12 protein-coding genes are annotated in these 12,293 nt (G+C 71.3%); 9 read left to right on the forward strand and 3 right to left on the reverse strand.

Translation table 11 applies throughout. From position 1 onward, the window contains the following. Positions 1-37: 37 nt before the first annotated feature. The 4 genes from ACFYW7_RS17690 (at position 38) to mscL (ending at position 2,734) form a co-directional block, all read left to right on the forward strand. Positions 38-364, forward strand: a complete 327-nt coding sequence (locus ACFYW7_RS17690) for an FmdB family zinc ribbon protein (RefSeq protein ID WP_389503092.1) — start codon at positions 38-40, stop codon at positions 362-364. A gap of 128 nt (positions 365-492) precedes the next feature. After that, positions 493-1,371 carry an S-methyl-5'-thioadenosine phosphorylase gene (locus ACFYW7_RS17695; protein ID WP_389503093.1) on the forward strand — a complete coding sequence of 293 codons (879 nt, stop codon included), beginning with the start codon at positions 493-495 and terminating at the stop codon, positions 1,369-1,371. A 232-nt stretch (positions 1,372-1,603) separates the two neighbouring features. After that, complete coding sequence (locus ACFYW7_RS17700; protein ID WP_389503097.1) at positions 1,604-2,149, forward strand: hypothetical protein; 546 nt, start codon at positions 1,604-1,606, stop codon at positions 2,147-2,149. Positions 2,150-2,263: 114 nt separating this feature from the next. After that, positions 2,264-2,734 (forward strand): large conductance mechanosensitive channel protein MscL, encoded by a 471-nt coding sequence (gene mscL / locus ACFYW7_RS17705; protein WP_389503099.1) that lies wholly within the window; start codon positions 2,264-2,266, stop codon positions 2,732-2,734. A 278-nt stretch (positions 2,735-3,012) separates the two neighbouring features. Here mscL and ACFYW7_RS17710 read toward each other — a convergent pair whose 3' ends face one another. Then, positions 3,013-3,195, reverse strand: coding sequence for a hypothetical protein (locus ACFYW7_RS17710; protein WP_389503101.1), 183 nt, complete (start codon positions 3,193-3,195; stop codon positions 3,013-3,015). Positions 3,196-3,449: 254 nt separating this feature from the next. Here ACFYW7_RS17710 and ACFYW7_RS17715 point away from each other — a divergent pair, with 254 nt between their 5' ends. From ACFYW7_RS17715 to ACFYW7_RS17725, 3 genes are all read left to right on the forward strand, one after another. After that, positions 3,450-4,673 carry a low temperature requirement protein A gene (locus tag ACFYW7_RS17715; RefSeq protein ID WP_389503103.1) on the forward strand — a complete coding sequence of 408 codons (1,224 nt, stop codon included), beginning with the start codon at positions 3,450-3,452 and terminating at the stop codon, positions 4,671-4,673. A 136-nt stretch (positions 4,674-4,809) separates the two neighbouring features. Beyond that, positions 4,810-5,835, forward strand: a complete 1,026-nt coding sequence (locus tag ACFYW7_RS17720; RefSeq protein ID WP_389503105.1) for a P1 family peptidase — start codon at positions 4,810-4,812, stop codon at positions 5,833-5,835. A gap of 363 nt (positions 5,836-6,198) precedes the next feature. Beyond that, entirely contained in the window at positions 6,199-6,948 is a 750-nt protein-coding gene (locus tag ACFYW7_RS17725; RefSeq protein WP_389503107.1) for a DUF6227 family protein, read from the forward strand. Positions 6,949-7,263: 315 nt separating this feature from the next. Here ACFYW7_RS17725 and ACFYW7_RS17730 read toward each other — a convergent pair whose 3' ends face one another. Further along, positions 7,264-8,793 carry an MFS transporter gene (locus ACFYW7_RS17730; protein ID WP_389503109.1) on the reverse strand — a complete coding sequence of 510 codons (1,530 nt, stop codon included), beginning with the start codon at positions 8,791-8,793 and terminating at the stop codon, positions 7,264-7,266. 62 nt (positions 8,794-8,855) lie between these two features. Between ACFYW7_RS17730 and ACFYW7_RS17735 the strand changes: the two genes are divergently transcribed. Beyond that, positions 8,856-9,833, forward strand: a complete 978-nt coding sequence (locus ACFYW7_RS17735) for a helix-turn-helix transcriptional regulator (RefSeq protein ID WP_389503111.1) — start codon at positions 8,856-8,858, stop codon at positions 9,831-9,833. Positions 9,834-10,446: 613 nt separating this feature from the next. Here ACFYW7_RS17735 and ACFYW7_RS17740 read toward each other — a convergent pair. After that, on the reverse strand, positions 10,447-11,445 hold the full coding sequence (locus tag ACFYW7_RS17740) for an RNA polymerase sigma factor RpoD/SigA (RefSeq protein ID WP_389503113.1): 999 nt from the start codon (positions 11,443-11,445) through the stop codon (positions 10,447-10,449). Between the two features lie 167 nt (positions 11,446-11,612). Between ACFYW7_RS17740 and ACFYW7_RS17745 the strand changes: the two genes are divergently transcribed. Continuing rightward, on the forward strand, positions 11,613-12,137 hold the full coding sequence (locus tag ACFYW7_RS17745) for a GNAT family N-acetyltransferase (protein WP_389503115.1): 525 nt from the start codon (positions 11,613-11,615) through the stop codon (positions 12,135-12,137). The last annotated feature ends 156 nt before the right edge of the window (positions 12,138-12,293 follow it).

Consider the following 12,293-nt stretch of genomic DNA (forward strand, 5'->3'; position numbering starts at 1 on the left):
TAGCACTCACTGAGTGAGAGTGCCAGGAGGAAGACAAGTGCCGACCTACCAGTACCAGTGCACCGAGTGCGGCGAAGGCCTCGAGGCGGTGCAGAAGTTCACCGATGACGCCCTGACCGAGTGCCCCGAATGCCGTGGCCGCCTGAAGAAGGTGTTCTCGGCCGTCGGAATTGTCTTCAAGGGCTCCGGCTTCTACCGCAACGACAGCCGCGGCTCCTCGTCGAGCAGTTCGCCGGCGTCGAAGCCGTCGACCACCACGTCCTCGTCGGACGCGAAGTCCTCGTCGTCGGCCTCCGCGTCGTCGTCCTCGGACTCCAAGCCGAAGTCGTCCAGCACCGGCTCGGCCGGCAGCTCCGCCGCATAGGGTCCGCCCGGTCCGCCGAGGCACCCGCCCCGGCACCACGAGGACCATGAGGCTCGTTCTCACGGGACCCCGTCGTCGTACGACGACGGGGTCCTCGGCGTTTCCCCGTCCCGGCTAGGGTGCCGTCCATGGCGAACACGGAGAACCCACAGTCCCCGGCCGGGGAGCAGTCCGCGGCCCAGGCCGAGATCGGCGTCATCGGCGGTTCGGGCTTCTACTCCTTCCTGGAGGACGTGACCGAGCTCCAGGTGGACACCCCGTACGGGCCGCCCAGCGACTCCCTGTTCCTCGGTGAGATCGCCGGCCGGCGGGTCGCCTTCCTCCCCCGCCACGGCCGCGGCCACCACCTGCCGCCGCACCGCATCAACTACCGCGCCAACCTGTGGGCGCTGCGCTCGGTCGGCGCCCGCCAGATCCTCGGCCCCTGTGCCGTCGGTGGTCTGCGGCCGGAGTACGGGCCCGGGACGCTGCTCGTGCCGGACCAGTTCGTGGACCGTACGAAGTCGCGGGCGCAGTCCTACTTCGACGGGCTGCCGCTGCCCGGCGGCTCCGTGCCCAACGTGGTGCACGTGTCGCTGGCCGACCCGTACTGCCCCGTCGGGCGGGAGGTCGCCCTGCGCGCGGCACGCGGACGGGACTGGGAGCCCGTGGACGGCGGCACGCTCGTCGTCATAGAGGGTCCGCGGTTCTCCACGCGGGCGGAATCGCTCTGGCATCAGGCGCAGGGCTGGTCGGTGGTCGGCATGACGGGACATCCCGAGGCCGCGCTCGCCCGCGAACTGGAGCTCTGCTACACGTCGTTGACACTGGTCACCGACCTCGACGCGGGCGCCGGGACCGGTGAGGGCGTCTCGCACGACGACGTGCTGAAGGTCTTCGCGGCCAACGTGGACCGTTTGCGGGGCGTGCTCTTCGACGCGGTCGCGGGTCTGCCGGCGAACGGGACACGGGACTGCCTGTGCACGACGGCGCTCGGCGGGATGGACCCGGGGTTCCCCCTCCCCTGACGGCGACCGCCACGAACCCGAGCCCGGTCCGCCCCTGTCCCGGTGCCCGTCACCGCGACACCGACGGGCACCTCGGCGAGGGGCGTCACCGGCGCGGGCATCACGGGGAACCTCCCGTTCGGGTGAGGGAGTTGTCCACAATCGGTAGGTGGTCCACGGGTTCCGGCGGACTTCGCTGCGACGGCTCATCGTGGGATCGCAAGCAGATCCCTCGTCGCAGGTGGTGGTCCCCGTGGCACAGCTCTCCCCTCTCGTCCGCCCGCCCGGCGCGGACGCCCCTCCGACCTGCGAGGTGCCCCACTTCGCCCCCGTCCACGTGCGGGGCGGGCGGTGCCGGCTTCGGGGCCTCGCCCGGCACCGGAGGCGGGCGGTCGCGGCCGGTCTGGCCATGACGGCGGCCGCCCTCGTGGCGGCCGGCCCGGACGGCGCCGGACCGGCACGAGGACATCCGGCGTCCGCCCCCTCCGCCGCGTCCGCCTCCACCCGCACGTCCGTCCCCGTGCGCGGACCGCGGGCGGTCGAGACGGTGACCGCCCCGGTCCGGATCGCCGACGGCGCCACGGTGAGCCTGCTGCGACCCGGCGACCGGGTCGACGTGATCGCCGCGGACAACGGCGGCGAGGTGCGCGTGGTCGCGACCGCCGCGCGGGTCACCGAGATCCCGGACGGCGGCGCAGCCGACACCGGCGCGCTGGTCGTGCTCTCCGTCCCGCGCGCCACAGCCGCGCGCCTGGCCGGCGCAGGCACCACCTCCCGGCTGGCGGTGACGCTGCGATGAGTGGCGAAATCCTGTCAAGTCCCTCGTTCGAGCTACCCCATGGGACGCGCTCGGAACGCGCTGCCGTAGGTTGCGGAGCTGTTTGTTCCACAACTTGCGCAGAGGGGCCTCCTGGTGAGCGACAAGCAGCAGCCCGGCATCTGGGAGGGCTTCAAGGCCTTCCTGATGCGTGGCAACGTCATCGACCTGGCCGTCGCCGTGGTCATCGGCGCCGCCTTCACCAACATCGTCAACTCGGTGGTGAAGGGGATCATCAACCCGCTGGTCGGTGCGATCGGCACGAAGAACCTCGACAACTACAGCTCCTGCCTGAAGGACCCGTGCGCGGGCACCGGCGACACGGCCACGGGCATCCGGCTCATGTGGGGCTCGGTGCTGGGCGCCACGCTCAGCTTCGTGATCACCGCGGCGGTCGTCTACTTCCTGATGGTTCTTCCGATGGCCAAGTTCCTGGCCCGGCAGGCGGCCCGGCAGAAGGCGAAGGAAGGCACGAAGGAAGTCATCGAGGTGTCGGAGCTGGAGGTGCTGAAGGAGATCCGCGACGCACTGGTCGCGCAGCGCGGTCAGGGATACCGCGAGCGCTGACCCCAGAGCTGCGGGCCCCCGGCCCCGACACTCGAAGGGCACGGGGGTCCGGAGCACGGCCGCTTCAAGCGCGACCACTCGAAACACGGGTGCTCGGGACACGGACGCTCGGAGCACTCGGATTCGGGGAGGCGGTTCGCCCGGGGGCCGTGGATGGGGCGACGCCGCGCTCAGAGGCGACGCACGCAGACGCACCGGGCTCGGGGCCTCCGGTCCCAGGCCCAGGGGTGGTGGGCAGCGGCTCGGAAGCGGTGGGTTCAGGCTCGGAGGCGAAGGCCTCAGATGTGGTGGGGCGGCTTCTCGTCGAGGAAGCGCTTCAGGTCGGCGGCGCTGTCACCCGTGCTGTCGGCCCGCTCGCCCCAGCCACGGTCCGTATCGTCCGAGGACTGCTGGCTCAGCGGATCGTCGAAGACCAGGGCCTGCTTCGGATCGCGCGGTTCGGGGGCGGGGGCGGTACTCATGCCCCAAGGGTACGCCGCAGGGTTTCCGGACCCCCCCGGCCCGACCCTGCGCCTCGGTGCCGGAACGGTCCCGGCACCCTCCGGAGACGCTGGTCGGCACGGACCTCCGATCGAGGGCGAGGGCGCCTGCGGTCTTGCGGACCCGCGTCCCGGTGACGCGCCCGACCCGGCATCCCGTCGAGGCCCCGGCCTCGCGGCCGGATGCGAACGACGGCCACAAGCATTCCCCGGACATTTCTGCTGTGCTTGGCCGTATGACGTCCAGTTCCGCCCCGGAGCCCACCGCGACGCCACGGCCCGGGGGCCGTCGCCCGCTCCGCAGAATGACCGCACGCGGCCGCGACGAGGCGCACCGGGTCGCCTCGCCGCTGGAGCTCTTCTTCGACCTCTGTTTCGTGGTGGCCATCGCCCAGGCGGGTGCCCAACTGGTGCACGCCGTGGCGGAGGGACACGCGGGCCAGGGCATCCTCGACTACGCGATGATCTTCTTCGCGATCTGGTGGGCCTGGATGAACTTCAGTTGGTTCGCCTCGGCCTACGACAACGACGACGTGCTGTACCGGGCCGTCACCCTGGTACAGGTCGCCGGCGTCCTGGTGCTCGCGGCCGGGGTGTCGCAAGCCTTCCGGGACCACAATTTCCTGGTCGTCTGGCTCGGCTACGCGATCATGCGGTTCGCGATGATCGCCCAGTGGCTGCGGGTGGCGCGTTCCACCGAGGGAGCCGAGCGGACCACGGCCCTGCGGTACGCGGGCGGCGTGCTGCTGTGCCAGGTCGGCTGGCTCGGCCTGCTGTTCGCTCCCGAGCCGGGCCTTCCCTGGGTGTTCCTGGTCGTGGCGGTCGCCGAGCTGTGCGTTCCGGTGTTCGCGGAGAAGTCCTTCACCACGTCCTGGCACCCGCACCACATCTCCGAGCGGTACGGACTGTTCACGATCATCGTGCTGGGCGAGACCATCGCCGCAGCCACGGTCGCGGTGAAGTCGGCCATGGACGAGCACGACGCGCTGGGCGAGCTGTTGCCCATCGCGGCGGGTGGGCTGCTGATCGTGTTCTCTGCCTGGTGGGTCTACTTCGTGGTGCCGATCCACGGGCATCTGCGGTCCAGCGGGCAGGCGTTCCTGTGGGGATACGGCCACTACCTGATCTTCTCGTCGGCGGCCGCGATCGGCGCGGGTCTGGAGGTCGCGGTGGAGCAGGCCGTCGGCACGGCGCACATCTCGGAACTCTCGGCGTCCGCCGCGGTGACGCTGCCGACCGCGCTGTACTTCCTCGCGGTCTGGGCGTTGCACTCCCGCCACTTCAAGATCGGTATCGCCCAGCAGCTCGTGCTGCCGAGCACCGCGCTGCTCGTCATTCTGTGCACCTTCCTGGACGAGTGGGCGGTACTCGCCTCGGGAGTCGTGTCGGCACTGGCCGTGGCGGCCGGGGTGGTGATGACGACGCGGACGGCGACGCCGGAGGCGGCCCGAAGCGCGTGAGAAGGGAGCTGCCCGGAGTCGGAGCGTGGCCCTGACCGGTACGTGGCCGACGTGGCTGCGTACCGCCGCCACGGATGCGTACGCCCGGCATGACCGCGTACGGCCGCAGCGGCCGCGGCCGGGGAAGACTGGGGCCATGACAGTTGACGCTCTGACGGATGTCGCCGGTCTGCGGGTGGGGCACGCGACGCGGACCGACGACGGTTGGCTCACGGGCACGACGGTGGTGCTCGCCCCCGAGGGAGGTGCCGTCGCCGCCGTGGACGTGCGCGGAGGCGGACCCGGCACCAAGGAGACGGACGCCCTCGATCCGCGCAACCTCGTGCAGCGGGTCGAGGCGGTCGTACTGACCGGCGGCAGCGCGTACGGGCTGGACTCGGCGTCGGGCGTGATGGCGTGGCTGGAGGAACGGGGGCGCGGAGTGCGCGTGGGGCCCGACCCCACGCACGTCGTCCCCGTGGTTCCCGCCGCCTGTGTCTTCGATCTCGGGCGGGGTGGCGGCTTCCGGTCCCGGCCGGACGCCGCAACCGGACGCGCCGCGGTCGAGGCTGCCGCCGCGAGTGCGCTGCGCGCGCCGGTGTCCGAGGGGTCCGTGGGCGCCGGCACGGGAGCGGTGGTCGGGCAGCTCAAGGGCGGGGTCGGGACGGCGAGCGCCGTGCTGGAGTCGGGCATCACGGTGGCCGCGCTGGTGGTGGCCAACGCGGCGGGCTCGGTGGTGGAACCGGAGACGGGCGCGTTGTACGGGGAGTTGGCGCACGGACGTACGGCGCGTCCGTCCGCGTCGGTGTGCGCGGCCGCCCGGCGACGGCTCGCGGAGGCCGCGGAGAGGAACGCGCCGCCCCCGTTGAACACGACGCTCGCCGTGGTCGCCACCGACGCCGATCTGACGCGGGCACAGGCGCAGAAGCTCGCGGGTACCGCGCACGACGGGATCGCGCGCGCCGTGCGGCCGGTGCACCTGCTGAACGACGGGGACACGGTGTTCGCGCTGGCCACGGGCGCCCGGCAGCTCGCCGAGAACCCTCTCGCGCTCAACGAGATCCTCGCGGCGGGCGCGGATCTGGTGACGCGCGCGATCGTGCGGGCCGTGCGCGCCGCGGAGTCGGTGGACGGACCGGGCGGGGCGTGGCCGTCGTACGAGGAGCTGTACGGAGGGAGTTGACCGGACCGTCGGGGGGCGGAGGGCGGCGGGGGCACGGGTTCGGTCGGCGGGCGCTCCGGTTCCTGGTCCGTGGAGCGGACGGGAGGCCGGTTCCGAGGCGCCGCCGAAGATCGGCTCGGACGGTGTCCGGACCCTCGTGGCGGACTGCGGCCCGGTCGGCCGGAACCTGTCCTGGGGCCGCGTCGATCACGTTAAGTGCCGTCTGACGAGGACCTTTTGACGGCCTGTCCGACCGTGTGGGAACTTGCCGCGCGGGCCGCCCGTTTTCCGTCCGTACGTTTTCTCGGTTCGAGGACATGATGTCCGACCGAGGGGCTACGGTATGCACCCACAAGGTGACATGCAGCAACGCCGGGAGAAACCTTGAGCGTTCCGTACGAGACAGCAGCGTACGAACCACCCGAGTCGCCCGAGTCTCCGGAGGAGCACCTCGCGCGACTCCTGGGCCGCGCCCTGAACTCGTTCGAGCTGCCCGACGAGACGATACGGCGACTCGACTGCGCGCTGGCGCACGACAGTTCACTGCACTCCGCGCACCACAGCGCGGGGCTGCACCGCGAGACGTACAGGCACACGTGGCTGCTCGCCGACGGGTCCGCCGTCACGCTGTGGGAGCTCGTGCACAACACGGCGACCGGCCACGAGGCCCAGCACGAGGTCTACGTGGACGAGGAGGAGTTGCGCGCCGCCACGGCCCGGCTCCCGCTCCCGCCGGACGCGCCGGACTTCGAACTGCCCGTGTTCGTGCAGTTGTCGTCGATCCCCGAGCCCCGTCACACGTATGTGCCCGACGGCTCCGCCGATCACGCCCGCCGGCTTCTGCGGCGCGCGGAGAACCCGGACAGGCCGGGCGCCGACCTCACGACGCTCCTGCTCCGGGAGGCGTTCGCGCACCAGATCACCCAGGCCTTCGGCCGCCCGTGCCGGGCCGGTCAGGTGGGGCTGTGCTTCTCGCTCTACGAGCACGCGTTCCTGTTGCGCGACGGGCAGGAGATCTCCCTGTGGGAGGTCGAGCACACGGCGACGCCCGACCGGCGGCACATGTGCGAGGTGTACGCGACGGAGGACGCGGCGCGGGACGCGATGGAACGCCGCGCGGCACGACTGGGCTGACACCGGCCCCTGCCCCGGCTCCCGGCCCCGGCTCGCTGCCCCGTTCCCTGGGCGACGCGGCCGACCGGCCTCGGCAGGGGCGTGCGACGCGTCCGTGGGACGTCGCCCGGCCGGGTGACGTCCGCGCCGAGCCGTGACACCCGGGTCCGTAGCGCTCCAGGCCGTGGCCCGCCTCGCCCGTGGCCCCGCGCGGCTCCCTCTCCCCGGTCCCCGTCCGCAGCCCCCGCCGAGCCCGAAGGGCCCGGCACCTGAGGTGCCGGGCCCTTCGGGCTCGTGCTTCCGCGCCGCGCGGGCGGTCGCGGGTCCGGAACGGACTCAGCCGACGAGTTCCGGCTTCAGGTCCTGGGGCGCCGTCTCGTCCTCCGCCCCCTCCACGTGCTGGGCCGGCCGCTTCGGCAGCGCGAACATCAGCAGGAAGATGACGAACAGCACCGCGGCGACCCAGCCCAGCGCGTGCTGGAAGGCGTTCGCGAAGGCCGGGCCGACCTGGAAGCGGGTCAGGTGGTCGTCGATCTCACCGAAGAAGACGACCGAGACCAGACCGAGGCCGAGCGCGTTGCCCATCTGCTGAACGGTGTTGATCAGGCCCGAGGCCGAGCCCGAGTGCTCGCGCGGTACCTCCGAGAGGACCGCGTCCGTCAGCGGGGCGACGATGAAGCCCATGCCCGCGCCCATGACCACCAGCGGGAGGGCCATCTGCCAGGAGGCGATGTCCATGCCGTACCGGTCGGACTCCCAGATGTAGAGCAGGACGCCGAGTCCCATGATCAGGGCGCCCGCCTGGAGCACCTTGCGCCCGAAGCGCGGGACCAGCAGCTGCACGGACATCCCGGCCGCGGCCGAGACCGCGATGGAGAAGGGCACCCCGGTCAGTCCCGCATGGAGAGCGGTCCAGCCCAGTCCGATCTGCATGTAGAGCGTCCAGACCAGGAAGAAGATGCCGAGCGCGATACCGAAGACGGTCTGCACGGCGATGCCCGCCGCGAAGCTCTTGACCTTGAACAGCGACAGCTCGATCAGCGGAGACCCGTCCCGGGCCGTCTTCCGCTTCTCGTACGCCACGAGCACCGCGAAGACGACCAGGGAGCCGGCCATCGACGCGTACCCCCACAGCGGCCAGTCCAGTTCGCGGCCGCGGATCAGCGGGTAGAGCAGCATCAGCAGGCCGAGGGTGACGAGGGCGACGCCGACCAGGTCGAGCTTGAGGGCGCGCGGGGCCTTGGACTCGCTGATGAAACGGCGGCCGAGGATCAGCGCCAGGACACCGACCGGCAGGTTGATGAGGAAGATCGGCCGCCATTCCAGACCGAAGATGTCCCACTCGATGAGCAGCGAACCGAGGAGCGGACCCGAGACCGCGCCCAGACCGACGATCGCGCCGAAGAGACCGAAGACCTTGCCCCGCTCGTGCGCCGGGAAGGTGGCGTGCACGATCGAGAGCACCTGCGGCACCATCATCGCGGCCATCGCGCCCTGCAGAATGCGTGAGGCGACGAGCATCTCCGGGTTCGCCGCGAAGCCGCACAGGGCGGACGCGATCGTGAATCCGGTTATGCCGAGGAGGAAGAGGCGCTTGCGGCCGTAGATGTCGCCGAGCCGTCCACCGGTGATGAGTCCCGCGGCGAAGGCCAGCGCGTAGCCCGCGGTGATCCACTGGATCTGGCCGAACGAGGCGCCCGTGTCCTCACGGATCGACGGGATCGCGATGTTGACGATCGTGACGTCGACCAGGTCCATGAAGGCGGCGGTCATCACGATGGCGAGGGCGAACCAGCGCCGTCGGTCTGCCGCGGCAGCGGGTGCCGGGCTGCTGAGAGCTGTCTCAGGGGTCTCGGGGGAGGTCATGCAGCAAAGCTACGGCCTGATTAGGTCAGATCGTGTCCTAGTTCTGCGGCAGGCTGGAGAACATGACGACCGACACACCGGCGAGGCTCCTGCAGCTCCTCTCCCTCCTCCAGACGCCACGCGAATGGCCCGGCGGCGAGCTCTCCGAGCGCCTGGGAGTGTCCCGCCGGACGGTTCGCCGCGACATCGACCGGCTCCGCGAGCTGGGCTATCCGGTGCAGGCGACCAAGGGGGCGGACGGCGGCTACCGACTCGTCGCGGGCAAGGCCATGCCGCCGCTCGTGCTCGACGACGAGGAGGCCGTGGCGATCGCGGTCGGCCTGCGGGCCGGCGCCGGGCACGCGGTCGCGGGCGTGGACGAGGCCTCCGTACGGGCCCTCGCCAAACTGGAGCAGGTGCTGCCGTCCCGGCTGCGGCACCGCGTGTCCACGCTCCAGGCCGCGACCACTCCCCTGACCAGCGGCGACGGGGCGAGCATCGCACCCGAGACGCTGACCGTCATGGCCTCGAGCATCGCGGGGCGGGAACGGCTGCGGTTCGCGTACCTCTCGGGGGACGGTACGCCGTCGCGGCGGCTGACCGAGCCGTACCGGCTCGTCTCCACGGGCCGCCGCTGGTACCTCGTGGCCTACGACCTCGACCGCGAGGACTGGCGGACGTTCCGCGTCGACCGGGTGACCGAGCCCGTCGCGACCGGGGCCCGGTTCACCGCCCGCGAACTGCCGACCGGGAACGCCGCCGAATTCCTCCGGCAGTCGATGTACCGCCGTCAGGAGACGTACGCGTTCGAGGTCACCTTCGCCGCACCCGCCGAGTTCGTCGCGGCGCGCGTGCCCGTCTGGATCGGCGTGCCCGAGCCGATCGACGAACACCGTTGCCGCCTGCGTGCCTCCGCCAGTGACTCGGTGGAATGGCTGGCGGTGCGGATAGCGATGGTCGACTGCGAGTTCACCGTGCAGAAGCCGGCGGAACTGGTCGAGTACATGCGGGCCCTGGGTGCCCGGCTGACCCGGGCCGGAGGTGGCCCGGCCGACCGATGACACGGACCGGTCGGCAGAACACCGCAGGTCGGTGACGCCCCGGGAGCGGTCGCGTACGGCAGGTGATGTCGCTGTGGCAGAATCTGCCGTCCGGGTCACCCCGGGGTTCAGGTTCGGGGTGGCCCGTCGTCCTGCCCGGAAACCCCGCACGGCGTCGCAGACGCGAACCCGCGGCCCGGCCTCCGGCCGAGCCCGTGGCCCCGACGCCCGGTCGAACCCGGGACCCGCCCCCGGCACATAAGTGGAGCCGAGCTTCGGCGCCAGGGGGGGGAGGCGCCGAAGCTCGGCTCTGGGAGAGTCCCGGCGCGGGGGGGTGTGCGTCGGGACTCGGTTCGTGGGGCGGCCGTACATCCGCCTGTTCGGACCCTTGAGCGGGGGCCCGGAAGTCTTGTTCCCGGAGCCCACCCTGTTGAAGCGGCCAGAGATGGCCATGTCTGGTCGACTTGTGGCCAACGTGGCGGGCGTGCCCGTGTGCGAACCGGGCAAGCCGGGCCTGACGCCCCGTCGCGAGCGAACCCGAACGGCCCACCCGGGTCGCTCGCCCGCCCCCGTACGCGACCTCCGCGACGCGGCCCCTCCGGCCTGACCGGCCCTGCCCGGCGCGCTCCTCCCGCTACGCCGCCGCGTCGAATCCGGTGTCGCGTGCCAGCTTCTTCAGCTCGAGCAGGGCGTGCTTCTCGATCTGACGGATGCGCTCGCGCGTGAGCCCGTGCTCCTTGCCGACCTCGGTGAGCGTCCGCTCCCGGCCGTCGTCGATGCCGTACCGCATCTTGATGATGGAGGCGGTGCGCTGGTCGAGGTGGCCGATCAGGCCGTCCAGCTCCTCGCTGCGCAGCAGCGTGAGGACGGACTGCTCGGGCGACACGGCCGAGGTGTCCTCCAGCAGGTCACCGAACTGGGTCTCGCCCTCGTCGTCGACCGGCATGTTCAGCGAGACCGGGTCGCGGGCCCAGTCCAGGACGTCACCCACACGCTCCGGCGTCGAACCGAGCTCGGCGGCGATCTCCGCGTGCTCGGGCTCGCGGCCCTTCTCGCGGTTGAACTCGCGCTGCACGCGGCGGATCCTGCCCAGTTCCTCGACCAGGTGGACGGGGAGGCGGATCGTGCGTGACTGGTCGGCGATGGAACGGGTGATGGCCTGTCGGATCCACCAGGTGGCGTACGTCGAGAACTTGAAGCCCTTGCGGTAGTCGAACTTCTCGACCGCGCGGACCAGACCGGCGTTCCCCTCCTGGATCAGGTCGAGCAGGGGGAGGCCGCTGCGCGGGTAACGGCGCGCCACGGCCACGACCAGACGGAGGTTCGAGCGGATGAATATGTCCTTCGCGCGCTCGCTGTCGGCGACCAGCGCCTCCAACTCCTCACGGGACGCTTCCGCCTCGGCCTGCGCCTCGCCGTCGAGGATCTGCCTCGCGAACACACCGGCCTCGATGACCTGGGACAGCTCGACCTCCTTGGCGGCGTCGAGCAGCGGTGTACGCGCGATCTCGTCGAGGTACATGCCGACCAGGTCGCGGTCGGCGATCTCGCCGCCTACGACGCGAACACTGCGTGCCGCGTCGGCGGTCTCGCCGGTGGCGGACTTACGACGGGCGACGGCACGGGTTGCCATGCGTGCTCCTTGCGATGGTGGGCCTGCGGGTGATCCTGATATCGGGTTCACCCTCCCGGGTGCCCGGCATCTGATGGAAACAACGACTGGAATCAGGACAGAATTCCCAACCCGCACCTTGATTTTCCTGATCATGCAGTACCCTGTCGGGCCACAAGGGAGGGCAGATGCCGTCAGAACATACAGATGTGCAGGTCAGGCCCGGGGTTCCGGCCGACCTCGACGCCCTCACGGACATCTACAACCACTACGTCCGAGAGACGCCCGTCACGTTCGACGTCGCTGTCTTCACACCTGAGGAGCGTCACTCGTGGCTGCTCTCCCACCCTGAAGACGGACAGCACCGCCTGATGGTTGCCACGGACGCGGACTCACAGGCGATTCTCGGGTACGCCACCTCCAGCGCCTTTCGTGTGAAGCCCGCCTACGCGACCTCCGTCGAGGTCACCGTCTACGTCGCTCCGGACGCGGCGCGCCGCGGGGTCGGCACCCGTCTCTACGAGGCCCTCTTCGCGGCGCTCGCCACGGAGGACCTGCACCGGGCCTACGCGGGCATCGTGCCGCCCAACGAAGCGTCCGTGCGGCTGCACGAACGCTTCGGGTTCCACCACGTCGGCACCTACCGGGAGGTCGGCCGCAAGTTCGGCCGCTATTGGGACGTCGCCTGGTACGAGAAGGAACTCACCCGCTGAGGCGAGGCGGCCGGATCGACCAGGCGCGTTCCGGACCTGGTCGACCTGCAAGTGTGCGGGTCTGCGGGCCTGCCTGGTCGCGGGCACCGGCCGGGTCCCGTGCCCGGGTCCCGCTCTCCCGGACCGGGAGCGCCGGAACCGAGAACACCGGGAACG

The sequence above is a fragment of the Streptomyces sp. NPDC002580 genome, assembly GCF_042889485.1.
GTDB lineage: Bacteria > Actinomycetota > Actinomycetes > Streptomycetales > Streptomycetaceae > Streptomyces.

Bases quoted from the DNA above. Each gene is read 5' to 3' on its own strand.
- ACFYW7_RS17715 (WP_389503103.1), top strand. From the start codon at position 3,450: ATGACGTCCAGTTCCGCCCCGGAGCCCACCGCGACGCCACGGCCCGGG.
- ACFYW7_RS17745 (WP_389503115.1), top strand. From the start codon at position 11,613: ATGCCGTCAGAACATACAGATGTGCAGGTCAGGCCCGGGGTTCCGGCC.
- ACFYW7_RS17710 (WP_389503101.1), bottom strand. From the start codon at position 3,195: ATGAGTACCGCCCCCGCCCCCGAACCGCGCGATCCGAAGCAGGCCCTG.
- ACFYW7_RS17740 (WP_389503113.1), bottom strand. From the start codon at position 11,445: ATGGCAACCCGTGCCGTCGCCCGTCGTAAGTCCGCCACCGGCGAGACC.
- ACFYW7_RS17730 (WP_389503109.1), bottom strand. From the start codon at position 8,793: ATGACCTCCCCCGAGACCCCTGAGACAGCTCTCAGCAGCCCGGCACCC.
- ACFYW7_RS17720 (WP_389503105.1), top strand. From the start codon at position 4,810: ATGACAGTTGACGCTCTGACGGATGTCGCCGGTCTGCGGGTGGGGCAC.
- ACFYW7_RS17735 (WP_389503111.1), top strand. From the start codon at position 8,856: ATGACGACCGACACACCGGCGAGGCTCCTGCAGCTCCTCTCCCTCCTC.
- ACFYW7_RS17695 (WP_389503093.1), top strand. From the start codon at position 493: ATGGCGAACACGGAGAACCCACAGTCCCCGGCCGGGGAGCAGTCCGCG.